Annotated in this window: 23 protein-coding genes and 1 other RNA gene; 4 read left to right on the top strand and 20 right to left on the bottom strand. The window is 59.4% G+C overall.

What is annotated here, in order from left to right; translation table 11 throughout:
- Positions 1–21 precede the first annotated feature (21 nt).
- The 13 genes from NH398_RS01355 to rsmI all read right to left on the bottom strand — a co-directional run bounded on the left by NH398_RS01355 (position 22) and on the right by rsmI (position 14,416).
- Positions 22–960 (bottom strand): D-alanine--D-alanine ligase, encoded by a 939-nt coding sequence (locus NH398_RS01355; RefSeq protein ID WP_253015992.1) that lies wholly within the window; start codon positions 958–960, stop codon positions 22–24.
- Positions 957–2,369: a UDP-N-acetylmuramate--L-alanine ligase gene (murC, locus tag NH398_RS01350; RefSeq protein WP_253016546.1), complete on the bottom strand. Its 1,413-nt coding sequence runs from the start codon at positions 2,367–2,369 to the stop codon at positions 957–959. Before murC ends, NH398_RS01355 begins: the two co-directional genes overlap by 4 nt.
- 53 nt (positions 2,370–2,422) lie before the next feature.
- Positions 2,423–3,520: an undecaprenyldiphospho-muramoylpentapeptide beta-N-acetylglucosaminyltransferase gene (gene murG / locus NH398_RS01345; RefSeq protein WP_366069897.1), complete on the bottom strand. Its 1,098-nt coding sequence runs from the start codon at positions 3,518–3,520 to the stop codon at positions 2,423–2,425.
- Between the two features lie 18 nt (positions 3,521–3,538).
- Complete coding sequence (gene ftsW / locus NH398_RS01340) at positions 3,539–4,735, bottom strand: putative lipid II flippase FtsW (RefSeq protein WP_159342540.1); 1,197 nt, start codon at positions 4,733–4,735, stop codon at positions 3,539–3,541.
- Positions 4,732–6,111 carry a UDP-N-acetylmuramoyl-L-alanine--D-glutamate ligase gene (gene murD, locus NH398_RS01335; RefSeq protein ID WP_253015991.1) on the bottom strand — a complete coding sequence of 460 codons (1,380 nt, stop codon included), beginning with the start codon at positions 6,109–6,111 and terminating at the stop codon, positions 4,732–4,734. Before murD ends, ftsW begins: the two co-directional genes overlap by 4 nt.
- Before the next feature lie 54 nt (positions 6,112–6,165).
- Positions 6,166–7,248 (bottom strand): phospho-N-acetylmuramoyl-pentapeptide-transferase, encoded by a 1,083-nt coding sequence (mraY, locus tag NH398_RS01330; protein ID WP_159342542.1) that lies wholly within the window; start codon positions 7,246–7,248, stop codon positions 6,166–6,168.
- A gap of 9 nt (positions 7,249–7,257) precedes the next feature.
- Complete coding sequence (gene murF / locus NH398_RS01325) at positions 7,258–8,616, bottom strand: UDP-N-acetylmuramoyl-tripeptide--D-alanyl-D-alanine ligase (protein ID WP_253015990.1); 1,359 nt, start codon at positions 8,614–8,616, stop codon at positions 7,258–7,260.
- Positions 8,613–10,103: a UDP-N-acetylmuramoyl-L-alanyl-D-glutamate--2,6-diaminopimelate ligase gene (locus NH398_RS01320; protein ID WP_253015989.1), complete on the bottom strand. Its 1,491-nt coding sequence runs from the start codon at positions 10,101–10,103 to the stop codon at positions 8,613–8,615. The genes murF and NH398_RS01320 overlap by 4 nt, the downstream gene beginning before the upstream one ends.
- A 16-nt stretch (positions 10,104–10,119) precedes the next feature.
- Complete coding sequence (locus NH398_RS01315) at positions 10,120–11,826, bottom strand: penicillin-binding transpeptidase domain-containing protein (protein ID WP_253015988.1); 1,707 nt, start codon at positions 11,824–11,826, stop codon at positions 10,120–10,122.
- The gene (ftsL, locus tag NH398_RS01310) at positions 11,823–12,158 is read right to left on the bottom strand and encodes a cell division protein FtsL (protein WP_253015986.1); all 336 of its coding nucleotides are present in this window, start codon (positions 12,156–12,158) and stop codon (positions 11,823–11,825) included. Before ftsL ends, NH398_RS01315 begins: the two co-directional genes overlap by 4 nt.
- A 2-nt stretch (positions 12,159–12,160) precedes the next feature.
- Positions 12,161–13,114, bottom strand: coding sequence for a 16S rRNA (cytosine(1402)-N(4))-methyltransferase RsmH (gene rsmH, locus NH398_RS01305; protein ID WP_253015984.1), 954 nt, complete (start codon positions 13,112–13,114; stop codon positions 12,161–12,163).
- 52 nt (positions 13,115–13,166) lie between these two features.
- Positions 13,167–13,526: RNase P RNA component class A (gene rnpB, locus NH398_RS01300), an RNA gene on the bottom strand.
- A 32-nt stretch (positions 13,527–13,558) separates the two neighbouring features.
- Complete coding sequence (rsmI, locus tag NH398_RS01295) at positions 13,559–14,416, bottom strand: 16S rRNA (cytidine(1402)-2'-O)-methyltransferase (protein WP_253015982.1); 858 nt, start codon at positions 14,414–14,416, stop codon at positions 13,559–13,561.
- Positions 14,417–14,528: 112 nt separating this feature from the next.
- Between rsmI and NH398_RS01290 the strand changes: the two genes are divergently transcribed.
- The 4 genes from NH398_RS01290 to NH398_RS01275 are packed head-to-tail and all read left to right on the top strand — an operon-like array spanning position 14,529 to position 17,631.
- Positions 14,529–16,037 (top strand): penicillin-binding protein activator, encoded by a 1,509-nt coding sequence (locus NH398_RS01290; RefSeq protein WP_159342549.1) that lies wholly within the window; start codon positions 14,529–14,531, stop codon positions 16,035–16,037.
- Positions 16,024–16,398, top strand: coding sequence for a YraN family protein (locus tag NH398_RS01285; protein WP_159342550.1), 375 nt, complete (start codon positions 16,024–16,026; stop codon positions 16,396–16,398). The genes NH398_RS01290 and NH398_RS01285 overlap by 14 nt, the downstream gene beginning before the upstream one ends.
- 22 nt (positions 16,399–16,420) lie before the next feature.
- Complete coding sequence (locus NH398_RS01280; RefSeq protein WP_139527185.1) at positions 16,421–17,014, top strand: phosphoheptose isomerase; 594 nt, start codon at positions 16,421–16,423, stop codon at positions 17,012–17,014.
- 44 nt (positions 17,015–17,058) lie between these two features.
- A complete protein-coding gene (locus tag NH398_RS01275; protein WP_253015980.1) occupies positions 17,059–17,631 on the top strand; it encodes a BON domain-containing protein in 573 nt (190 codons plus the stop codon).
- A 69-nt stretch (positions 17,632–17,700) separates the two neighbouring features.
- On the opposite strand, the gene NH398_RS01270 is transcribed toward NH398_RS01275, so the two are convergent.
- The 7 genes from NH398_RS01270 to rplM form a co-directional block, all read right to left on the bottom strand.
- Positions 17,701–18,201, bottom strand: coding sequence for a ClpXP protease specificity-enhancing factor (locus NH398_RS01270; protein ID WP_253015978.1), 501 nt, complete (start codon positions 18,199–18,201; stop codon positions 17,701–17,703).
- A gap of 60 nt (positions 18,202–18,261) precedes the next feature.
- Positions 18,262–18,888, bottom strand: a complete 627-nt coding sequence (gene sspA, locus NH398_RS01265) for a stringent starvation protein SspA (RefSeq protein ID WP_159342553.1) — start codon at positions 18,886–18,888, stop codon at positions 18,262–18,264.
- Between the two features lie 149 nt (positions 18,889–19,037).
- Entirely contained in the window at positions 19,038–19,805 is a 768-nt protein-coding gene (locus NH398_RS01260) for a cytochrome c1 (protein ID WP_159342554.1), read from the bottom strand.
- Entirely contained in the window at positions 19,805–21,064 is a 1,260-nt protein-coding gene (locus tag NH398_RS01255; RefSeq protein ID WP_159342555.1) for a cytochrome bc complex cytochrome b subunit, read from the bottom strand. The genes NH398_RS01260 and NH398_RS01255 overlap by 1 nt, the downstream gene beginning before the upstream one ends.
- Entirely contained in the window at positions 21,064–21,663 is a 600-nt protein-coding gene (petA, locus tag NH398_RS01250; RefSeq protein WP_159342556.1) for a ubiquinol-cytochrome c reductase iron-sulfur subunit, read from the bottom strand. Before petA ends, NH398_RS01255 begins: the two co-directional genes overlap by 1 nt.
- Positions 21,664–21,871: 208 nt before the next feature.
- Entirely contained in the window at positions 21,872–22,261 is a 390-nt protein-coding gene (rpsI, locus tag NH398_RS01245; protein ID WP_044629966.1) for a 30S ribosomal protein S9, read from the bottom strand.
- A 13-nt stretch (positions 22,262–22,274) separates the two neighbouring features.
- Positions 22,275–22,703 (bottom strand): 50S ribosomal protein L13, encoded by a 429-nt coding sequence (gene rplM / locus NH398_RS01240; RefSeq protein ID WP_159342557.1) that lies wholly within the window; start codon positions 22,701–22,703, stop codon positions 22,275–22,277.
- Between the last annotated feature and the right edge of the window lie 165 nt (positions 22,704–22,868).

Raw genomic sequence — 22,868 nt, 5'->3', positions numbered from 1 at the left:
ACACGCCTTTTACCCAGTCCATCATGACGCAACGCTCGGCGCGATCGCCGTCTGCAAAATCCGCATGACCAGGGTGTCGAAGTCGATACCCGCATGGGCAGCCGCTTGCGGAACGAGGCTATGATCGGTCATGCCCGGCACCGTATTCACTTCGATGAGCCAAAACTGCCCTTCTTTGTCCCGCATGACGTCGATGCGTCCCCAGCCCTGACCGCCTACCGCGACAAACGCTTCTTTACAGAGCGCTGCCAAAGACTGCTCCTCCTCATCGGACAAGCCGCAGGGCAAGTGGTATTGGGTGGTATTGGCGATGTATTTGGCTTCATAGTCATAGAAACCGCCCGGCACCTCGACGCGAATGGCGGGCAAGACATCATCTCCCAGCAGCGCCACGGTGTACTCATCACCGACGACGAATCGCTCGGCCATGACATGCGCATCGAACTTGGCCGCTGCCGTATACGCCGATCGCAGCTCCTCTTGGCTTTTGACGATACTGATGCCCAAGGTAGAGCCTTCATGCACCGGTTTGACCATCATTGGCAGGCCGAGCTGCTCAACCACGGCGGCCCAGTCGGCGTGCTCGCTGAGCATGATGCATTCCGGCGTGGGCAAGCCCACGGCCTGCCACACTTGCTTGGTACGCTGCTTGTCCATCCCCAACGCGGAGGCCAGTACGCCGCTGCCGGTATAGGGCAGGCCTAGCAGCTCGAGTGCCCCTTGCAAGGTTCCGTCTTCGCCGCCGCGACCGTGTAGCGCAACGAACACTGCGCTGGGTGCCAAACGCTCGAGTCCAGCGAGGCCACCCTCTTTAGGGTCGTAGCCGATCGCATCCACACCCTGACGATTCAGGGCAGCCAAAATCGCTGCGCCGCTTTTGAGGGACACCTCTCTCTCGGCAGAGGTGCCGCCATACACGACGACGACACGGTCCAAGGAACCGACTTGCCCCCTGTTCATAGCGCCACCTCGTCTAGCGCCAGCTTGGCCTGAGCCAAACGTAGCGAAATACCGCCCACATCCCCAGCGCCCTGAGTAATCAAGATATCACCCGGCCGCAGCACGTTAGTCAGCAAGGCGGGCAGTTCATGCTTGTGCTCGACAAAGAGCGGGTCGACTTCCCCGCGCTGTCGGATGGAGCCTGCCAACGTGCGCCCTTCTGCCCCAGGCAGTACGGCCTCGCCCGCGCTGTAGACATCCAGCAGTACCAGTGTATCCACCTGAGAGAGCACGCGTACGAAATCCTCGTATAGATCCCGAGTGCGGCTATAGCGGTGAGGCTGGTAGAGCATTACCAGACGGCGGTCGGGCCAGCCGGCTCGCACTGCCTGAATCACCATGTCGACTTCACGGGGATGGTGGCCATAGTCGTCCACCAGCATGATCTCGCCGCTCCCCGACGGTGCTGGAAAGTGGCCGTGTACCTGAAAACGGCGCCCCACGCCTGCAAATCCGGTCAGTCCCCGCTGAATCGCCCCATCGCTGACGCCTGCGTCCGTCGCCACCACGATCGCCGCCATGGCGTTGAGCGCATTGTGTCGTCCTGGCATGGCCAAGCGAATAGCCAGCGGCGCGGCATCGCCGGGGCGCAGCGCGGTGAACGAGACCTCTCCCCCCTGCTGCGAAAAGTCGACGATGCGATAGTCGGCATCTTCGTCGAAGCCATAGGTGACGAACTGTCGCTTCACCTGCTCACACAGGCCACGCACGTGGGGGTCGTCGATACACAGCACCGCCAGCCCGTAGAACGGCAGATTGTGCAAGAATTCAATGAACGTGCTTTTTAGCCGCTCGAAGTCACCGCCATAGGTCGCCATGTGGTCGGCATCGATGTTCGTCACGATCGAGACCATGGGCTGCAGGTGCAGGAACGACGCGTCGGATTCATCGGCCTCGGCCACCAGGTAGTCGCCCTCACCCAAGCGGGCGTTGGCACCGGCACTAGTGAGCTTACCCCCAATCACGAACGTCGGATCCAACCCCCCTTCCGCTAGCAGCGTGGCCGTCAAGCTGGTGGTGGTGGTTTTGCCATGGGTGCCCGCCACGGCAATGCCATGGCGAAAGCGCATCAGCTCTGCCAGCATTTCAGCACGACGCACCACCGGCACGCGGTGCTCATGGGCCCAGCGTATTTCAGGGTTGGCATCGTCAATCGCACTGGACACCACGACCACGTCGGCTCCCTGGACATGCGCTTCCGCATGACCGATCGCCACGTTGACACCGCACTGGCGCAGACGCTCTACCACGGCGGACGCTTTCATATCGCTACCGCTGACTTGGTAACCCTGGTTCGCCAATACCTCGGCGATACCGCACATGCCTGCACCACCGATACCCACGAAATGCAGCCGCTGAATACGACGCATGCCGGGGCCGGCAGGGCGTGCGCCCCGCGGCGACAGGTTAGTCACTGAATCGGTCACGCAGTTTCTCCTTGCTTTACCAAACCCAAACAGCCGTCGGCAAGACGCTCGGTGGCATCTAAATGAGCAGCCTGGCGCGCCTTCGACGCCATGGTCGCGAGCCTGTCAGGGTCCAATAATTCATCTAGTAATTGGGTTAAACGCTCAGGCGTCAGCGCGGACTGAACCACACACTGCGCCGCTCCCGCCTTGACCAACACATCGGCATTGACTCGCTGATGGTCATCGACGGCAAAGGGAAAAGGCACCAACAGCGCCGGTTTGGCGGCAGCCGCCAACTCTGCCACCGTTAATGCCCCCGCACGGCATACCACCAAATCCGCCCAGGCATAGGCCGCTGCCATATCATCAATGAACGGGCTGACATCGGCGACGATGCCATGTTCCGTGTAAGCTTGCGCCGTCGCGACATCGCGCTCTTTACCGGCTTGGTGGCGAACGTCAGGACGCCGCTCTGGCGGTAGCGCGGCCAGTGCCGGGGGCAACCGCTCGTTGAGAGCAACCGCTCCCAAGGAGCCACCCACTACCAGCAGCCTGAGCGGCCGCCCCACCAGATCCGACACCTGCTTGGGATGCTCCCCTAGCGCCGCAATCTCATAACGCACGGGGTTACCAATGACGACCGCCCGCTGGCCGAACGCATCGTCGAAGGCGGCGTAGGTACGCGTCGCCAGGCGCGACAGCACTTTGTTGGTCAGACCCGCCACGGCGTTCTGTTCGTGAATCACGAGCGGCACCCGCGACAGCCACGCCGCTAGCCCGCCAGGGCCGCTGGCGAAACCGCCAAGCCCCACGACGACGTCCGGCTTGAAACGCTGAATGATACGCCGCGCCTGCAATACCGCCTTGGAAAGATTCATGGGCGCTTTGCACCAGCCAACGAGCCCTTTACCTCTTAGCCCTTGAATGGCGATGGTGTGCAGCGGAATACCGGCTTTGGGCACCAACTGATTTTCGATACCGCGCGGGCTCCCGAGCCATTCCACGTCGACACCCTTGGCTTGTAACGCATGCGCTAACGAAAGCGCAGGAATGACGTGCCCACCGGTCCCCCCGGCCATGATCAATATCCGTCGACGTGAGTTGGTCGCCACAAACGGCTCCTTGAGTGATTACGATAAACGTGGTTCTCGACGCGCACGATAAGGGGTCGGCGTACGTCGCGGGCGGTGGCGAGTTTCCGCATCGACCCGTAGCAGCAGCCCGATCATCATACCGGTCACCAAGAGGCTAGAACCGCCGTAACTGATGAGTGGCAATGTGAGGCCTTTGGTCGGCAACAGACCAGAGCTCACCGCCATATTGATGAACGCTTGAGCAGCGACGATAAAACCAATCCCATAGCTGACGTAGGCACCGAACAGATGACCTGCCAGCTCTGCCCGACGCCCTACCCACATCGCGCGTACGATGAACAGGGTAAACAGCAGCACCATGGCAATGGCGCCAATCATGCCCAGCTCTTCGGCCACCACGGCAAAAATGAAATCCGTATGCGCTTCCGGTAAATAGTGAAGTTTTTGGACGCTGTTGCCCAACCCCGTGCCGGTGACGTGGCCACGGCCAAACGCAATCAGCGCCTGGGTCAACTGATAGCCAGTGGCAAACTGATCCGCCCAAGGGTCGAGGAAGCTGGTCCAGCGCGCCAAGCGGTAAGGCTCCATCACGACCATCATGACCGCGCCAAACCCTAACACGCCACCGCTGCCAACCAGCAGCGTCAGCGACGCACCGCTCATCATCAGCATGCCAATGACACAAACGGTGTAGACCACCATGCCGCCGAAGTCTGGAGCAAGAAATAGCAGACTCGCAGGCACCGCCAGAACGGCCAGGGGCCGCCACATGGTAAACGCCCGCTGACGCAACTCGTAGGTAAAACGCGACATGAATGCCGCCATGTAGAAGATCAAACCGATTTTCGCCAACTCCGAGACCTGCAAACTCGGTAGCGGTCCCGGCAGTGAAATCCAGCGCTTACTGCCGTTCACTTCCTGACCGATGATCAGCACCACTACCAGCATGAAAATACTGACGAGCAGAATGAGCGCCGCATTCTGGCGCCAAAGCTCCAGAGGCACGCACAGCATGAACAGGCAAGCCGCCATCGCCAAGACCAAAAAAATGCCGTGCTGCCGGGAGTAGTGGTAGCTATTCTCCAGAAGTCCTATCGAGGCAGAGCTGACCATGACCCAGCCCAACCCCGCCAGCGCCACGACGGCCAAGACCAGCCAGATATCACAGGGCAGATGCTGAGTCGTCAAGGCAGCGCGCAAGCGCTGAATACGGCTAACGGACGCATCGCTCATATCGTCAACTCATTACGTTTGCGCGCCACCCACTGACGAAAGACATCGCCACGGGCTTGGTAATTCGCGAATTGATCCAGGCTGGCACAAGCGGGAGACAGCAGCACACAATCACCGGGCTCGGCCATGGCAAAGGCAACTTCCATGGCCTGCGTCAAGTGCTCGACCCGCTCCACGGGCAGTGCCCCTGCCAGCGTTTCCATCAAACGAGGCGCATCGGTGCCAAACATGATCGCCGCACGGGCACACTCAGCAAGTGGAGCCGTTAGGGGCGTAAAGTCAGCGCCCTTGCCCACGCCCCCCGCCAGCAGGATGAGCTTTCCATCGAGAGTGGGACCAATACCGTTGATGGCCGCCAGCGTGGCCCCAACGTTGGTTCCTTTGGAATCATTGACCCAACGGACCCCGTTAATATCGGCGATCCATTCGCTTCGATGGGGCAAACCCGCGAATGCTCGCAGGGCACGACACATGTCCTCGCGACCGAAGCCTAACGCGTTTCCCATCGCCAGTGCAGCCAACGCATTGGCATAATTATGCCGACCCGCCATCTGAAGCTCGTCAGCCGCCAACCAAGGCGTCTGCCCCTGCATCAACCACCAGCGTCCCTGGCGCTCGTCGAGCCCCCAGGACTGGCCGGTGGGTGGTTCACTGCGGAAGTAGTCGACGCGGTCGAGCATCGGCTCTGGCCACGTCTGGGCATCGTCTGCGTTCACCACGGCGTGCGCGGCGCCCAGGAAGATGCGCTGTTTTGCCTGACGGTAACCCGCCAAGTCGCCGTGCCGATCCAGATGGTCGTCGCAAAGATTCAAAAACGCCACCGATGCAGCGCCTAGCCACGGGGTCGTTTCTAGCTGAAAACTGGATAGCTCCAGAATGTAGAGGTCAGCGTCAGGCTGCTGCGCCAACAGATCGAGCGCAGGTGTCCCTAAATTGCCCCCCACCGCGGCCTTGATTCCCGATGCAGCGGCCATCTCGCCGAGCAGCGTGGTGACGGTGGATTTGGCATTCGACCCGGTAATCGCGGCAATGGGTGCCTTGACGGCACGCTTGAACAGGGCAATTTCACCCACGAGCATCGGGTCACCGGTGGCCGGATTGTGACGATCCAGCAATCCCTCCAAACCTGCCGTCCGAGGGTCAACCCCCGGACTGATGACGACCTCGTAAGCCTCGCGCATATCCAGCAGCGTCAAGGCACCACAATGTACGTGGACACCAGGGTGCGCTTGCTGAAAGGCTTCGAGTCCCGGCGGGGTCTCGCGGGTATCCGCCACCATGAACGGCCTACCCAACTGGGTAAGATGACGGCAAATGGCCTGACCAGAAACTCCTAGTCCGACGACCACCGTAAATCCGTTGGGTACCTGCACCATGTGGCTCCTTCTGCCTTGTGCTAAAGGCGGGCTTACCGCCTATCGGGTCTCGACTTATCGCAATTTCAAAGTGGCGAGGCCAAGTAGGACTAGCACCACCGTGATGATCCAGAAGCGTACGATGACCCGAGGTTCTGGCCACCCCTTTAGCTCGTAGTGGTGGTGCAGTGGGGCCATACGGAAGATACGGCGTCCGGTGAGCTTATAGGAGCCCACCTGCAGGATCACGGAGACAGTTTCCAGCACGAAAATACCGCCCATGATGAACAGTACGATCTCTTGACGAACGATGACTGCCACCACGCCAAGCGCCGCGCCCAGCGCCAGGGCACCGACATCCCCCATGAACACTTGGGCGGGATAGGTGTTGAACCACAGAAAGCCAAGACCGGCGCCAGCAATGGTGGCGCAAAAGACCGCCAGCTCACCGGTGCCGTGAATGAAAGGAATATGCAGATAGTTCGCAAACACCGCGTTGCCGCTAGCGTAGGCAAAGACCGACAGCCCCATGGCCACGAGCACGGTCGGCATGATCGCCAAGCCATCCAAGCCATCGGTGAGATTGACGGCATTCGAGCTGCCTACGATCACGAAGTAGCTCAGCACGATATAAAACACGCCCAGCGGAAGCGCGACGTCCTTGAACATGGGAATGAGCAGGCTGGTTTCTGCAGGCGTGGCGGCCGTTACGTAGAGCACCACGGCCGCTCCAATCCCCACGACCGACTGCCAGAAGTATTTCCAACGTGCCGGCAGGCCACGGGGATTCTTCTCGACCACCTTACGGTAATCATCGACCCAGCCAATCGCACCAAATCCGAGCGTCACCAGCAGCACGACCCACACGTAGTGGTTGGTCAAGTCGCCCCAGACCAGTGTACTAATGGCAATTGCCAACAGAATCATGGCCCCGCCCATCGTCGGGGTACCCGCTTTGGAGAGATGCGACTGGGGGCCGTCATCCCGCACTGCTTGCCCAATTTGGCCTTCCACCAACCGGCGAATTACCCACGGGCCCAACCAGAGGCAGAGCATGAGTGCGGTGAGCGCGGCCAAAATAACGCGCAGTGTCAAATAGTTAAAAACTTGAAACGTTGACTGGTATTGGGCTAAGAAATTCGCCAAATGAAGTAACATGAACGGCGTTTACCTTGTGTCATCCGCGCGCAGTGCAGCGATGACCGTTTCCATGCCAGCACTACGCGACCCTTTCACCAGCAGTGTGGTGTGGGGTGGAAGAGTATTAATAACATGACGCACCAGCGTCTCGTGATCGTCAAAATGCTGCCCGCGACCAAAGGCATCCGAGGCCGCCTGGGCTGCCTCGCCGTATGTCAATAGCGCATCGATGCCCAGCGACGCCGCGTAGCGGCCAATCTCGGCATGGAGGGCTTGCGATTCGTCCCCCAACTCCCCCATCGCTCCTAACGCGCACCAGCGCGGCGCTGGAAAGCTGGCCAGGGCATCCAGTGCGGCTTTCACCGCGCCAGGATTGGCATTGTACGTGTCATCCAACAGCGTGGTATGCCGTAACCCAGCGACCACGCTCAGACGCCCGGACAGCGAGGTCAAACCGCTCAACCCGGTTACCACGTCCTGCGGTGACACGCCCAGCGCCAGTGCCGCTGCAGAGGCAGCCAGGGCATTGCTGACGTTATGCCTGCCAATGAGCGGCAGTTGAACGTCGCCGAGAGGCTGACCATGGGCAATAAGCGTGAAAGCATACCGCCCCTGAGAGTCGCAGGAAAGTGCCCGAGCGTGAACGTCCGCATCCTCGTGTAAGCCGTAACTTACACAGCGCCGCGGAGCGGCGCAGGCCGACCAAAAAGCGTAGTAATGATCGTCTCGGTTGATGATGGCCGTGCCACGTGAGTCGAGACCCGATAAAATCTCGCTTTTGGCCTGTGCAATCTGCCCCATGCCACCAAATTCCCCTACGTGTGCACCGGTCACATTCGTCAGGATGGTCACTTGCGGGGCGGTGAGCTGGCTCGTCCAGGCAATTTCGCCAAGATGATTCGCTCCCAACTCGATCACGCCCGCCTGATGCTCTTCGGAGAGACGCAGCAGCGTTAGCGGAGCGCCGATATCGTTGTTGAGATTACCCGTTGTCGCCAGCACCTTCCCTAACGGTGCCAGCAGGGCAGCGGTCATCTCTTTCACCGTGGTCTTGCCGCTGTTACCGGTGACCGCCACGAGCGGCAGGCTAAACCGTCTGCGCCATGCTTTGGCCAATAGCCCTAGCCCCAAGCGGGTATCCGAGCACACCAGTTGCGGCATGGCGCTATCCACACGCCTCTCTACGAGCGCGGCGGAGGCTCCTTGCGCTCTTGCCTGTTCCACGAACGCATGACCATCGAAGCGCGGCCCCTTCAAGGCGATGAACAAGCAGCCCGGAACGATGTTACGCGTATCGGTCACGATGGCTGACACCCGCTGCTCTGCAAGTTCTGGCGGCACAGGGCTCCCCAGCGCGGCAGCCATTTCTGCCAACGTCCACATCACGCGGCTCCTCGCGTAGCAAGCGCGTCGCGCACCTGCTCGTCGTCTTGGAAGGCATGACGTACGCCATCGATCTCTTGATATGCTTCGTGCCCTTTGCCGGCCACGAGAATGACATCCTCTGGCGCGGCCTGATGTACCGCGTGGCGGATGGCTTGGCGGCGGTCACCGACTTCATCGACCGTGGCACGCCCGGTAAAGCCGGTGAGAATCTGTTGGCGAATGTGCGCCGCCGACTCACCGCGCGGATTGTCATCGGTCACCACGACCCGGTCTGCCAGCTGCTCTGCCACGCTGGCCATTTCGGCGCGCTTGCCGGTATCGCGCTCGCCTCCACAGCCAAACAAGCACCATAGCTTACCTTGACTGCCCAAATGGGCACGCAACGCACCCAATGCACTTTGTAGTGCATCTGGGGTATGGGCATAATCCACCACCACACTGGGCGCGTGTTCACCACCGAAGCACGCCATACGCCCCGGCACCGGCGAAAGCGTTGTCGCAGCCTCGAACAGAGCGTCCAACGACTCCCCCAACCCGTACAGCACGGCGATGGCCAGCAGCACATTGTCCAGATTGAAGCGGCCCATGAGTCCTAGCTGCAGCGCTTTCTCACCGTCCGGAGTCGCAATCAACGCCTGCTGCCCGAGAGCATGCGGCTGCCAATCCAACACTCGTAGCGTGACGGCTTCATCACTGCCGGTCGCCAACACGCGCACACGCTGATCACACCCGGCCAGCATCAAGCGGGCCAGGGGGTCGTCACCGTTCACAACGGCCAGGGTCAACTCTGTCCGACGAAAGAGCTTGGCCTTCGCCGCCGCATAAGCGGCCATGCTGCCGTGGTAATCCAAGTGATCCCGAGTCAGGTTGGTAAACACGCCAACGTTCACGTCCACCGCATCCAAGCGCTGCTGATCCAACGCGTGGGAAGAGGCCTCCAGCGCGACCCGTTTGACGCCCTGGCGTGCCAGTTCACCTAGCGTCGATTGCAGCGCCAGCGGTCCTGGTGTCGTCAACCCGCTCTCCGACAGCTTCCCTGGACGTCCCACGCCTAAGGTGCCGATCACACCGGCGGGCGTTCCCAAGCGTTCGCTGAGCTCAGCAACGTAGTGGGTCACCGAGCTCTTACCGTTGGTTCCCGTGACCGCAATGATCTCAAGTCCGCTCGGCACGTCAAATAACGTACGCCCCAGCTCCCCCAGGCGTAGCGACAAATGCGGCAAAAACAGCACGCGCCCGTCCAGGCTCACGTCGCTCTCTTTGGTATGCGCCAGCACCAGGGTAGCCCCACTGGCCAACGCCTGCTCGATATACGCTCGGCCATCACTCTGACTGCCGGGCACGGCAACGAACACATCGCCTGCCTGGAGCTTGCGAGAATCGGTGATCAGATGAAGCTGCCGAGGTAGGTCAGGCAGGGCCGGCAGTTCGGCGCTCGGCCATACGTGGTGCAACGCTTTCCGTAACTGATCTGGGCATATGGTCATGCCATCTCCTTAAACACTATTCGACCTCGTAGTCTGGCGGCACATCCAGCAAGCGCAGAGCGTTACCGGTGACGCTCGAAAACACCGGAGCTGCCACGGCTCCCCCATAAAACTCACCTGCTTTGGGGTGGTCAATCATTACTACCGTCACGATACGCGGGTCCGAAATCGGGGCGATACCGGCAAACACGCTGCGGTAAGCATCGGTGGCGTATCCCTGCTGGCCGGTTTTGCGCACAGTGCCGGTTTTACCGCCTACGCGATACCCTTCTACCCGTGCCCGTCGCCCCCCGGTGTAAGCCCCTACCGATGTCTCCAAGATGTCGAGCAAGTCGTTCGCAACGCTAGGCTCAATGGCGGGAATGCCCTGCGGGGGTTCTGACAACCTTAGCAGCGAAGGAGGGAGGCGCTCACCGTCATTGGCTAACGCTGTGTACGCGCTGGCCAATTGGACAGCGGTGACGGATAGGCCATAGCCATAGGAAAGTGCCGCGCGTTCACTTCGGGACCATTGCACACGGGCGGGTAAATTACCCGTCGATTCGCCCGGAAATCCTGTGCCTGGACTCTGCCCAAGGCCCAGTTGGTTGTACTTTTCCCAAATCGCCGTATCGCTCAACTGCAATGCCAAACGGGACATACCGATGTTGGACGACTTTTCGAGAATCCCCGCGAGGTCCAACTCACCATAATTACGAAAATCGCGGATCGTGAACTCATCCAGACGCATCCACCCCGGCGAGGTGTCGACGACCGCATCACGACCAACGATGCCACTTTCAAGAACGGCCGCCATCGCGAGCGGTTTCATCACCGACCCCGGCTCGAATACATCGACCAGCGCCTGGTTACGCAACCCGCGAGGATCCAACCCGGCCCGATTATTGGGGTTGTAGGAGGGAAAATTGGCCATTGCCAGCACTTCACCGGTGCGTGCATCCATCATCACGAGCACGCCCCCATCGGCTTGATGCTCGGCCACGGCGGCGCGTAACTCACGATAGGCCATGTACTGAATACGCTGGTCGATCGCCAATGTTAGCTCTCCGCCGGGCTGCGCCTCGCGAATGACTCCCAGCTCTCGTACCAGCCGGCCGCGTCGGTCCTTGATGACGCGCCGCTGACCGGGGTGGCCTGCTAGATAAGGCTGATACGCCAACTCCAAACCTTCCTGGCCAACGTCGTCCACATTGGTGACCCCGAGTATTTGAGCCGCGACTTCACCAGCAGGGTAGTAGCGTTTGTACTCACGCTGGGGGTAGACACCTGGCGTGCGCAAATCGAGGATGCGTTGTGCCGCCTCGGGCGTCATCTGCCGCCGCAGGTACATGAACTCACGGCTGCTGTAGCGCGCCACGCGAGATTCGAAATCCTCCAGCGTCATGCCTAACGCCTGGGCCAGCATGACGCGCTGGATGGCGTCCGTCGGCAACTCTTGCGGATTCGCCCACAGCGTCACGACCGGGGTAGAAATGGCTAACGGCTCACCGTTTCGGTCGGTGATCATGCCACGGTGGGCGGGAATGGTTTCATGGCGCAGCGTGCGGGCATCGCCCTGGCTCTGCAAGAAGGGGCGATCGATGACCTGGAGCAGCGTAATTCGCCCAATCAAAATTGCCGATGCCAAGCCAACGGCCAATAAGATAAAGAAAAAGCGCCCACCGGCAAGCGGCGGCGCAATGGGGTATTGGCGGGACTTCCCTCCCCGACCGTCACGCCTCATGGCCGAATCACCTCGACATCATTTACGTCAGGAATACGCATTTCTAGCCGTTCCGTGGCAATTTGCTCAATGCGGGCGGGTGTAGACCACGCCCCCTCCTCCAACAACAGCTGGCCCCACTCGGTCTGCAGCTGGTTTTTCTCCTGCTCCAACCGCTGCAGCTCGGCATACTGCATCCGCGTCATGTGCGTTGTCGTCACTACGGCCAAACCGGTCAGCAAACAAGCCACGAAAAGCACGATCATCGTGATGGGCCACCAACGTAGGCGCAGTTTAAACGGCCACTCTGCCCTCAATGTGGACGCCCAGTGCCCTAACCGCTCCATGTTCATGATTAGCCTCGCTTACGAGCCGCCCGCATGACGGCACTACGCGCGCGGGGGTTAGCATCGACTTCCTCGTCGCTCGGACGACTCCCCTTACCCAACGCCTCCAGACGGCGATTCAACTGATCGTCCCGAATGGGTACGCCGCGGGGTAAGTGAGTATCTCCCCGCACGTGATGACGAATGAACCGCTTCACGCGACGGTCTTCCAAAGAGTGGAAGCTGATCACCACGAGGTGCCCACCTGGTGCCAGCGCCTCTAACGCTGCCTCTAAGGCGGCGTCTAATTGCTCGAGTTCCCCGTTGAGGTAAATTCGTAGCCCCTGGAACGCTTTGGTCGCCGGATGGCGCCCCTTTTCCCACGCCGGGTGGGCAGCCTTCAGCACCTCGGCCAGATCCACCGTATGGGTGAAAGGCTGCTCCACGCGACGCTTCACGACGGCATTCGCCAATCGCTTGGCGTAGCGCTCTTCACCATAGGTTTTGAAGACATTGGCGATATCGGCTTCGCTGGCGCGGGCTAAAAACTCGGCGGCGCTCTCCCCCTGGGTAGGGTCCATGCGCATGTCCAGCGGGCCGTTACGCATGAAGCTGAAACCGCGCTCCGGGTCGTCGAGCTGTGGGGAAGAGACGCCGACGTCTAGCAGCACGCCAGAGAGCTTGCCGTAGAGCCCTTGCTCCTTGGCAAATTCCGCCAAATGGGCGAACTCACGCTGAGTAATGTGGAAACGGGCGTCATCTATCTCAGCCGCGGCAGCAATGGCCTGCGGGTCGCGGTCCATGGCCAACAATCGGCCCTGGTCGCTCAAGCGCGAAAGAATCAATCGGGAGTGACCGCCACGACCAAAGGTACCGTCCAGATAGACTCCTTCAGGGTCATGAACCAGGGCATCTACCGCTCCTTCCAATAAAACGCTGGTATGACGAAAGCGGGCGACCTGATCAGCGTCAGCAGAAGGCATGTTACTCTCACACAAAATTTGGGAAGGCGCGCCGGGCGCGCCTTTCATGGAAATGGGGAGTCGGCCGATAAGCCGGGTTCTGTCGTGGACAGTCATTCCTCTAGGCGCTGCGTCACCACAGCGCTCAAGCAACCTACCCGGACCCAGCGCGGGCCACGCCGTTGGGTCCCTATTTGGTCTTGCTCCGAGTGGGGTTTACCATGCCACGCACTGTTGCCAGGCGCGCGGTGCGCTCTTACCGCACCCTTTCACCCTTACCGGCCCCGAAAGGCTTAGGCGGTCTACTCTCTGCTGCACTTTCCGTCGGCTTACGCCGCCCAGGCGTTACCTGGCACTCTGCCCTATGGAGCCCGGACTTTCCTCCCCTGGCGGCTCTTGCGAACGCGCCAGCGGCGACTGTCTGGCCAACTCCGGCGGCAAGCATACCAGCGCCCTGCGTTCGCCTCAATGCTGACCTTTCATTGCCTGCAACCGGGCGTACCACTCCTGCTTGCGCCCGCCCAACATTCGCGCCGCAACCGAGGCCCCCTGCTTGACGCCAACACCCTCGGCCAGCAAAGCAGCCAGCAACTCGTCAGCGGCGATGGACTGCTCGTCCTCTCGTACCGCCGGGGGCGCCCCAGAAATCATGACCACGAACTCCCCGCGACTCTGGTTGGGGTCCTCCGCGAGCTGATCCCGCAGCGCGGCCGGAGCGCCCTGCAAAAACGTTTCGAAGGTTTTGGTCAGCTCCCGTGCCAGCACCACCGTTCGCTCGGGCATCTGTTCGCAAAGCGCTTCCAGCGTATGGACAATGCGATGGGGCGATTCGTAAAACACCAGCGTTTCTTCACGACTCTGCCACTTCTCCAGCGCTTGTCGGCGGGCACTAGGCTTGGAAGGCAAGAAGCCGCCGAACGTAAAGCGGTCAGTGGGCAGGCCCGCGCCGGACAACGCGGTGACTAGCGCACAGGGGCCGGGTAGCGGCACGATATGCCGCCCTCTGGCGCGCAACTCCCGCACCAAGACAAACCCCGGATCGCATATCAGCGGCGTACCCGCATCGCTGATCAGCGCGATACTCTCGCCCGCTAGCAAGTAGCGATCCAGCGTATCGACCCGCTGGGCTTCGTTGTGTTCATGTAGCGACATCATGGGCGTGTTGACGCCTAAATGAGCGAGCAGGCGCGCGCTGTGACGGGTATCTTCCGCCGCAATGCGCGACACATCGGCTAAAACCCGAGCGGCACGCGGCGTTAAGTCGTCCAAATTCCCAATTGGCGTAGCAACCACGTACAATGTGCCCGGATGTTGGTGTGTCATCGTGACTCCCGATTTGTTAATGGCTTGCCCTGACGGTGCGCTATGCTTGTGGAAAGCCACGCTTACCAGCTGATAGACCGCGACAGCGCAAATGGAAACTAAGGAAGGATACATGAAACAGTCACTTCGTGGCCTGTTGGCCACTGCCTTCATGGCACTGCTCATCACCGGGTGCGCCATGCAGCCTCCCAGCGTGGTTGATCGCGTGCCTGACCAGGACGCAGGGCGCTTGCTCGATCAAGCCGAACAGCAAGCCCCGGAGCAAGCGGCGCGCACGCGCTTGGAAGCGGCCAACATTTTGGCCCGCCAAGGTCAGCGTGAAAACGCCTTCGATGCCGCCAACAGCATCGACGAGGCGCAGCTCAACGACACCGACCGCGTTCGCTGGGCCATGCTGTTTTCCGAACTTGCCCGTGGCTTGAACGACCCGCGCGCGGTACTCCGCGCCACCCAGGTCTTGGACGACGAACTGCCCATGCAAGCCAATCAGCAGCAGACCTTAGCCGAACGGCGTCAGTGGGCTCAGCAGGCCATGAATCAGCAGCCGGATCAGGTGCAGGTCACACTTCCCGAGCTGGATGGCACCGACGTGCGCCGCATCGTCGTTGCGCTGCCGGAGTCTGGCCCGCTGAGCAGCGTGGCCAACACCATTGCCAGCGCCATGCGCCGTCATAACGACATCAGCGATGACGGCGTTCAGTTAAGCTTCATCGACGCCGCACAGTACTCGCTAGACGAACTCTATAGCCGCGCGCAGCAGATGAACGCGCAGCTCATGATTGGGCCGCTGGACAAAGATCAAGTGACCCAGCTCGAACAGCGCGATAGCGTTCCGCTGCCTACGCTAGCCCTCAACTACGGCAGCAGCGCCAACAATCAAGCACAGCGCCTGCTGCAGTATGGCCTGTCTGCGGAAGACGAAGCCCGCCAAGCCGCGCGACGTGCTTATCAAGACGGTCAGCGCCAAATGTCGTTGATGGTGCCCGATAACGATTGGGGCCGCCGAGTTGGTGAAGCCTTCTGGAACGAGTTTCAGCGCCTGGGTGGCGAGGTGACGAATGCCGTGCGCTACAACCCGAGCAGCCCGGTATCGAATGCGGTGCAAACGGCGCTCAACGTCAGCGGCGAACGGGCGCGTCTTGGCAACATCGATGCCCTCTTCCTGCTGGCACTCCCGGATTACGCACGCCAAGTGCCGCCTACGCTGGATTACTACTACGCGCCGGATCTGCCCATTTACGCCACGTCTCACCTGCACGAAGGGCGCCTACAAACGCGCTTGGATCAGGATCTCAATGACGTGATGTTCATGGACATCCCCTGGCAAATCCCGGACGCCGCAGTAGGCGGCGAAGAAGTGCTGCCCTTCTACCCCACGTATCAAGCGCTGCGCGATGAAGCGGATGCCTCCATGTTCCGTCTAATGGCCATGGGCGTGGACGCCTACGAACTCGCTAAACGCATGTCGGACCTTTCTGGACTGAATGGCCTGAGCGGCAGTACCGGCACCCTATCGCTCTCCAACGATGGGCGCATTCATCGCGAACTGCCTTGGGCCAAATTCCAGAACGGCACGCCGTCGCCCATCTTGATTCCTGGCTTACTGGATGACGAGCAGTAGACCACAAACAGCTCGCTCACGAGGCGCAGCCATTGAGCAATTAGCCGCTCAATGGCTGCAGCAGCGTGGTCTTCGGTGGGTGGCCAGCAACCACCATGTCAAAGGCGGCGAACTGGATCTCATCATGTACGACCGGGATACGCTGGTCTTCGTCGAGGTCAAACACCGCGCCACGACGCGCCACGGGCACCCACTCGAAATGGTCAACGCACAAAAGCGTCGCCGCTTGATTCGCGCAGCGTCGCTCTATCTTGCGCGACATGACCTCTCATGCCCCTGTCGCTTTGATATCCTAGCCATTACAGGCAGACCGCCCGCTCTCGAGTTCCATTGGGAGCAAGCGGCTTTCGACGCGTATTAATAATCTTAACTAGGAAGCCCTGATGGACTTTCAATCTCGTATACTCAGCCATTTTAATGCCAGCATCGATACCAAAACCTACGCCAGCGAAGTGCTACCTCCGTTCATCGAGGTCGCCAGTCAAATGATGGTGCAGTGCTTAGTCAACGAAGGAAAAATTCTCGCGTGTGGCAACGGTGGTAGTGCCGGTGACAGCCAGCACTTTTCGTCTGAGTTACTGAATCGTTTCGAGCGCGAGCGCCCCAGTCTCCCTGCCTTGGCTCTGACGACCGATACATCGACACTCACCTCTATTGCGAACGATTACAGCTACAACGAAGTCTTTTCCAAGCAGATCCGCGCACTGGGCCAGCCTGGCGATGTCTTGCTGGCAATCTCCACCAGCGGCAACTCGGCCAACGTCGTTCAAGCCATCCAGGCTGCCCACGACCGTGACATGACCGTGGTGGCCCTCACCGGACGTGACGGTGGCAATATGGCCTCGCTGCTGGGCCAAGATGACTGCGAAATTCGCGTACCTGCCACTTCCACCGCGCGCATCCAAGAGGTGCATTTGCTCGTCATTCACTGTCTTTGTGATTTAATTGACGAACAACTGTTTGGCGGCGCTGACTAATAACGCGCGTTTTGTGAATCCCTACTGATCAAGGAGTCATCCCCATGGCCCTGCGCTTCTCCTCCAAAACCCTACTGGCTGCAACGCTTTGTGGCGCGATCGCCCTCAGCGGCTGTGCCAACAATAGCGCCTCGAATCCGTCCAACTACGGCCAACGCAGCAACGACGTGGAAGCGGTCGATGCCACCATCGAGCGCGAAGTAGAGCGCGCCCTGGCCCGCGCAGACGCCCGCCTTGGCGATGCCCGCATCCGCGCCCACAGCTACAATGGTGCCCTGCTACTCGTCGGACAAGTGCCTAGCGAAGAGCTAAAGAACATGGCTGGTAGCGTGGCTTCCAACCTGCGTGGCGTGGAAAAAGTCCATAACGAACTGACCGTGGCGGCCAATCTACCCGCGACTCAGCGACTGACGGATACGTGGCTCACTACCAATGTGATCAGCCACTTGGCCACCAATGACCGCATCGACTCCTCCAAGCTGAAGGTCACCACGGAAAATGCCAGCGTCTACCTGATGGGCATGGTGACGCGTGAAGAGGCTGACCGCATCGTCAACGCCGCTTCATCGGTAGGAGGCGTTCAGCGAATCGTGAAGGTGTTCGATTACCTCGACTAGCCTCCATGAACGACAAAACCTCGCCAGATATCTGGCGAGGTTTTGTATACAGGCGAGCCACTCAGCGAATTACTTCACGACACGCAACGTAGGCTTCTTCTTGGGCTTGTCATCGCTGGCACCGGCTTCGGAAGAACCGTTGGACGCCGTATCCGACGTTGGCTCCGTCAGAGTCAACTCCGGCTTCGAAGCCTCCGACGCCGCATCTTCCACGTCATCCGACGTCTCATCATGCTCGTCGAAGCCTGCCGCATCCAGCTCAGGCTCATGACCAAACACCATACCCGCCCCATTCTCACGGGCATAAATGGCAATCAGCGCGGGCGTTGGAATCATCACTTGCATGGGCTGACCGCCAAAACGAGCGTTAAAGCCGATCGCCTGATTCTCCATAAACAGGTCGCGCACGGCCGTCGGCGCCACGTTGAGCACGATCTGTCCGTTCTGCACGAATTGCCGTGGCACTTCGACCCCAGGCTGGGTCGCATCCACCACCAAATAGGGGGTCAGCTCGTTGTCTAACAGCCACTCATAAAGGGCTCGGGCGAGATAGGGACGGCTCGATTTCATAAGGCTCCCTCCTCCTAACGTGTATGGCCCCTTGCTCAAGCGCTAAGAGGCCGAATGAATTCAAGCGCGCATCTCTTTTTCACGCTCGTTCAAAGATGCTTTAAACGCTTCACGCTCAAATACCCGCGCCATGTAACCGAGCAGCGGCTTGACCTGCTTTTCGGGCAACTCGATGTTCAGCTCGGGTAAACGCCAAAGGATGGGGGCGAGACAGCAGTCCACCAGCGTAAACTCTTCGCTCATGAAATAAGGCATATCTTCGAAGATGGGCGAGATACCAATCAGGCTTTCGCGTAGCTCCTTACGCGCCTTATCGGCCTCTTTCTTACCGCCTGTACGAATCTGCTCGAGCATCGGGCACCATTCGCGCTCGATACGGTGCATCCAGAGACGGCTTTGCGCACGTGCTACAGGATAAACCGGCAGCAACGGTGGATGAGGAAAACGCTCGTCCAAGTACTCCATCATGACCTTGGACTCGTAAAGCACCAAGTCACGATCCAGCAGCGTCGGAACGCTGTTGTACGGGTTGAGGTCTGCTAGCTCTTCAGGCGGCTGCTCCTCGGCGACATCGACGATGTCGACCGCCACTCCTTTTTCAGCCAGAACAATGCGCACTCGATGACTGAAATGATCATCACTACCTGAGTAAAAGATCATTGACGACCGCTTGGCCACAACACCCATGAAAGCATCCTCGCATCAAAACAATTTTCGATAATAACATGCCAGCACCCTCTTATGGGAAGGTAGCCAGCGATACATAGCAACATGCAGACAAGCAAAAGGCGCACGACTTTCGCCGTGCGCCTGTACGTCCCATCAAATCTGACTGCTTAGTGGACGTCTCGCCAGTACTCACGCTTGAGCAGGTAGGCAATCACACCAAAGATAAAGATGAAGATCAGCACTTTGGGTGCAAGAGCTTGCGCCTGCAGCTTGGAAGGCTCACCGACATAGGCCAGGAAGTTGGTCAAATCGTACACCGCTTCCTCGAACTCGGCAGGCTCCATGGCCCCCGGCTGAGTGACTTGCAGCACGTCACACGACTGATACTTGCCCGACAAAGGATCCGGTTCGTGACCTGCCACCGGCTGATCGGTTTCGGCACAGACCATTTCCTGAACGCCCTGGAGAGGCTCCAGCACGTTAGGCATCGCCACCAGCTCGTAAACCGTGTTGTTCACACCGGTGGGTCGGCTCGGGTCTTTGTAAAAGCCCAGCAGGTAGGAGTAAACCCAGTCAGTACCACGCAGACGCGCTTCCAGCGTCAGATCGGGCGGCGCAGCGCCGAACCAAGACTCAGCATCACCACTGTCCATGGCGATGTGCATCTGGTCGTTGAACGCCAAGTCGGAGGAGAAGATCAGGTTCTCTTCCACCAAGTCCTGCGGAATCCCCAGGTCGTCAGCAGCACGCGCAAAACGCTGGTGCTCCAGCGAGTGACAGCCCATGCAGTAGTTGACGTAGAGCTTCATGCCGTTTTGCAGCGACGCTTGGTCGTGCAGATCAGGCTCCATACTGTGGGGCACGCTCGCGCCACCAGCGGCCATCGCGGTGACCGGCACGATTGCGAAGAGCAGTGCTAATAGTTGCTTTTTCATTAGCCAGTCACCCTTTCCGGAACGGGTTTAGTCTTCTCCAGCTTGGTGTAAATCGGCATCAGCAGGAAGAAGGCGAAGTAAATGGCTGTACACACCTGCGCAAGGATGGTGCGACCTTCCGTAGACGGCAGCACGCCCAATACGCCCAGAATGATGAAGCTAATCGAGAACAGCAGCAGCATGACCTTCGACATCCAGCCTTTGTAGCGCATGGAGCGCACGGGGCTGCGGTCAAGCCACGGCAGCACGAACAGCACAGCGATGGCGGCTCCCATACACACCACGCCGAGGAACTTCGCATCCAGCCCGAACAGCGAGAAAGTAATCGCGCGCAGGATGGCGTAGAACGGCGTGAAGTACCAGACAGGTGCGATATGGTCAGGCGTTTTCAGCGGGTTGGCCGGCTCGAAGTTCGGCTTCTCGATGAAGTACCCACCCCCTTCCGGGAAGTAGAACACCACCACGCAGAACACGAACAGGAAGACCGCGATACCCACCAGATCCTTCACGGTGTAGTACGGATGGAACGCAATGCCATCGAGGGGCTTACCGGTCTCATCTTTCTTCTGCTTGATGTCGATACCGTCAGGGTTGTTAGACCCTACTTCGTGCAGCGCGATGATGTGCAGCACGACCAGCGCCAAAATCACGATCGGCAGTGCGACGACGTGGAGCGCGAAGAAGCGATTCAACGTGATACCCGAGATCAGGAAGTCACCACGCACCCACTGAGCCAGGTCAGGGCCGATGCCCGGAATGGCAGAGAAGAGCGAGATGATGACCTGAGCACCCCAGTAAGACATCTGCCCCCATGGCAGCAGATAGCCCATGAAGGCCTCCGCCATCAGCGCGAGGTAGATCGTCATACCAAAGATCCACACCAGCTCGCGGGGCGCTTTGTAAGAGCCGTACATCAAGCCGCGGAACATGTGCATATAGATCACCACGAAGAAGGCTGACGCCCCCGTGGTATGCATGTAACGGATCAGCCAACCCCACTCCACATCACGCATGATGTATTCAACTGAAGCAAACGCACCTTCAGCTGACGGGTTGAAGCTCATGGTCAACCATACGCCGGTCAAGATTTGGTTGACTAGCACTAGCAGTGCCAATACACCAAAAATATAGAAGAAGTTGAAGTTCTTCGGCGCGTAGTACTTGGTCAGGTGGTCTTGCATCATTTGCGTGGCGGGGAAACGGTCGTCCACCCAACGCATGATGCCGCTTTCGGCCTTTGCCTTATTTGGATTAGCCATTAGGCACTCTCCTCATCTTCGCCGACCACGATGATGTCATCGTTTTCAAAGCGGTAGGGCGGCACTTCAAGGTTAGTCGGCGCAGGAACGTTGCTAAAAACGCGACCGGCTAAGTCAAAGCGAGAGCCGTGGCATGGGCAGAAGAAACCACCCGGCCAGTTATCGACGCCCACCCCTTCCGCATCCGGCTCAGGCCGAAACAGAGGAGAACAGCCCAAGTGAGTACAGATACCGATCAGCACACCGATTTCAGGCCTGATCGAGCGCAGTTCACCCTGGATGTAGGCAGGCTGCTGTGGCACTTCGGAATCCGGATCCGCCAGGCTATCCGCGCCAAGCGCTTCCGTACGCTCGATCATCTCGGGCGTACGGTTAATGATCCAAATCGGGCGACCACGCCATTCGACGGTCATGCGCTGACCCGGCTCAAGCTTGGAAATATCCGCTTGTACCGGGGCGCCTGCCGCCCTTGCCTTGGCACTAGGCTGCCAAGATGCCACAAAGGGGACCGCAACCCCGACAGCGCCCACCGCCCCCACAACGGAGGTGGCGCCTACGAGGAAACGGCGCCGGCCTTTGTTTACGCCGTTATCTGCCATTTCTGGTTTCTCCCATCAGCTTACCCGTTCCGTCGCAAAGGCGTCTTGCGACGACGAATATCAAATACAGTCTATGTTAAAAAAACAAAGCGCTCTGCACAAGAACAACCGCCCCGGACGATGGTGGTACGAGCGTTATAATTTTTTGATATTCCAATAAAAAACGCCCAGGTCTTTGACCTGGGCGTTTTTGCCGCATAGCGTAGAATTAACGCTTGGAGAACTGCGGACGACGACGTGCTTTACGCAGACCGACTTTCTTACGCTCAACTTGACGAGCATCACGGGTAACGTAACCCGCAGCGCGCAGCGTAGGACGCAGATCTTCGTTGTAGTTCATCAGGGCACGCGTAATGCCGTGACGAATGGCGCCAGCCTGTGAAGAGCCGCCGCCGCCTTCAACGGTCACGTACACGTCGAACTGGTTCAGTGTCTCGGTCAGCTCTAGTGGCTGACGAACAACCATGCGACCGGTAACACGACCGAAGTACTGGTCAAGTTCACGGTTGTTGACGGTAATTTTGCCGGAACCCGGCTTCAGGAACACACGAGCGGTGGAAGTCTTGCGGCGCCCGGTACCGTAATACTGCTGTGTCATGGCGAAGATTTCCTCAGATGTTCAGTTCAAGCGGCTGCTGGGCAGCATGCGGATGCTCGGCACCGGCGTACACTTTCAACTTGGTATACATGGCGCGACCCAACGGACCTTTCGGCAGCATGCCTTTGACGGCAGACTCGATGATACGCTCAGGAGCGTGATCGATCATTTTGTCGAATGTCATGGAGCGCAGACCGCCCGGGTAACCTGTGTGGCGATAATAGGTCTTTGCCTTCGCCTTGTTACCGGTTACTTGGACTTTCTCGGCGTTGATGACGACGATGTAGTCACCGGTATCAACGTGAGGGGTAAATTCGGGCTTATGCTTGCCACGCAGGCGGCGAGCAATCTCGGTTGCCAGACGACCGAGCGTTTTGTCCGTAGCGTCGACAATGTACCAGTCGCGCTGGACGGACTGCGGCTTAGCACTGAACGTCTTCATGGATGAAATCACCAGATTAAGTGTGTTGGGTGTCTCACACCGCTAGGCGGTGAAGCACCATCCCTATTTTTTTTGGTTGCGGGCAAATGCCAGCAACGTGTAGCGAGGCGGCATTCTACAGTAAGCATCCGCTCAAGTTAAGGGCTCTATGACTTTTTTTGCGTG

The sequence above is a fragment of the Halomonas sp. CnH100-B genome (assembly GCF_024124605.1).
Lineage (GTDB): Bacteria > Pseudomonadota > Gammaproteobacteria > Pseudomonadales > Halomonadaceae > Vreelandella.
This window is presented reverse-complemented; position numbering and strand designations above follow the sequence as displayed.

Excerpts from the sequence above, each read along its gene's own strand:
- NH398_RS01355 (WP_253015992.1), bottom strand. The coding sequence starts at position 960 with ATGAACAGGGGGCAAGTCGGTTCCTTGGACCGTGTCGTCGTCGTGTAT.
- murC (WP_253016546.1), bottom strand. The coding sequence starts at position 2,369 with ATGCGTCGTATTCAGCGGCTGCATTTCGTGGGTATCGGTGGTGCAGGC.
- ftsW (WP_159342540.1), bottom strand. The coding sequence starts at position 4,735 with ATGAGCGATGCGTCCGTTAGCCGTATTCAGCGCTTGCGCGCTGCCTTG.
- murD (WP_253015991.1), bottom strand. The coding sequence starts at position 6,111 with ATGGTGCAGGTACCCAACGGATTTACGGTGGTCGTCGGACTAGGAGTT.
- mraY (WP_159342542.1), bottom strand. The coding sequence starts at position 7,248 with ATGTTACTTCATTTGGCGAATTTCTTAGCCCAATACCAGTCAACGTTT.
- NH398_RS01320 (WP_253015989.1), bottom strand. The coding sequence starts at position 10,103 with ATGACCATATGCCCAGATCAGTTACGGAAAGCGTTGCACCACGTATGG.
- NH398_RS01315 (WP_253015988.1), bottom strand. The coding sequence starts at position 11,826 with ATGAGGCGTGACGGTCGGGGAGGGAAGTCCCGCCAATACCCCATTGCG.
- ftsL (WP_253015986.1), bottom strand. The coding sequence starts at position 12,158 with ATGAACATGGAGCGGTTAGGGCACTGGGCGTCCACATTGAGGGCAGAG.
- rsmH (WP_253015984.1), bottom strand. The coding sequence starts at position 13,114 with ATGCCTTCTGCTGACGCTGATCAGGTCGCCCGCTTTCGTCATACCAGC.
- rsmI (WP_253015982.1), bottom strand. The coding sequence starts at position 14,416 with ATGACACACCAACATCCGGGCACATTGTACGTGGTTGCTACGCCAATT.
- NH398_RS01290 (WP_159342549.1), top strand. The coding sequence starts at position 14,529 with ATGAAACAGTCACTTCGTGGCCTGTTGGCCACTGCCTTCATGGCACTG.
- NH398_RS01285 (WP_159342550.1), top strand. The coding sequence starts at position 16,024 with ATGACGAGCAGTAGACCACAAACAGCTCGCTCACGAGGCGCAGCCATT.
- NH398_RS01280 (WP_139527185.1), top strand. The coding sequence starts at position 16,421 with ATGGACTTTCAATCTCGTATACTCAGCCATTTTAATGCCAGCATCGAT.
- NH398_RS01275 (WP_253015980.1), top strand. The coding sequence starts at position 17,059 with ATGGCCCTGCGCTTCTCCTCCAAAACCCTACTGGCTGCAACGCTTTGT.
- NH398_RS01270 (WP_253015978.1), bottom strand. The coding sequence starts at position 18,201 with ATGAAATCGAGCCGTCCCTATCTCGCCCGAGCCCTTTATGAGTGGCTG.
- sspA (WP_159342553.1), bottom strand. The coding sequence starts at position 18,888 with ATGGGTGTTGTGGCCAAGCGGTCGTCAATGATCTTTTACTCAGGTAGT.
- NH398_RS01260 (WP_159342554.1), bottom strand. The coding sequence starts at position 19,805 with ATGAAAAAGCAACTATTAGCACTGCTCTTCGCAATCGTGCCGGTCACC.
- NH398_RS01255 (WP_159342555.1), bottom strand. The coding sequence starts at position 21,064 with ATGGCTAATCCAAATAAGGCAAAGGCCGAAAGCGGCATCATGCGTTGG.
- petA (WP_159342556.1), bottom strand. The coding sequence starts at position 21,663 with ATGGCAGATAACGGCGTAAACAAAGGCCGGCGCCGTTTCCTCGTAGGC.
- rpsI (WP_044629966.1), bottom strand. The coding sequence starts at position 22,261 with ATGACACAGCAGTATTACGGTACCGGGCGCCGCAAGACTTCCACCGCT.
- rplM (WP_159342557.1), bottom strand. The coding sequence starts at position 22,703 with ATGAAGACGTTCAGTGCTAAGCCGCAGTCCGTCCAGCGCGACTGGTAC.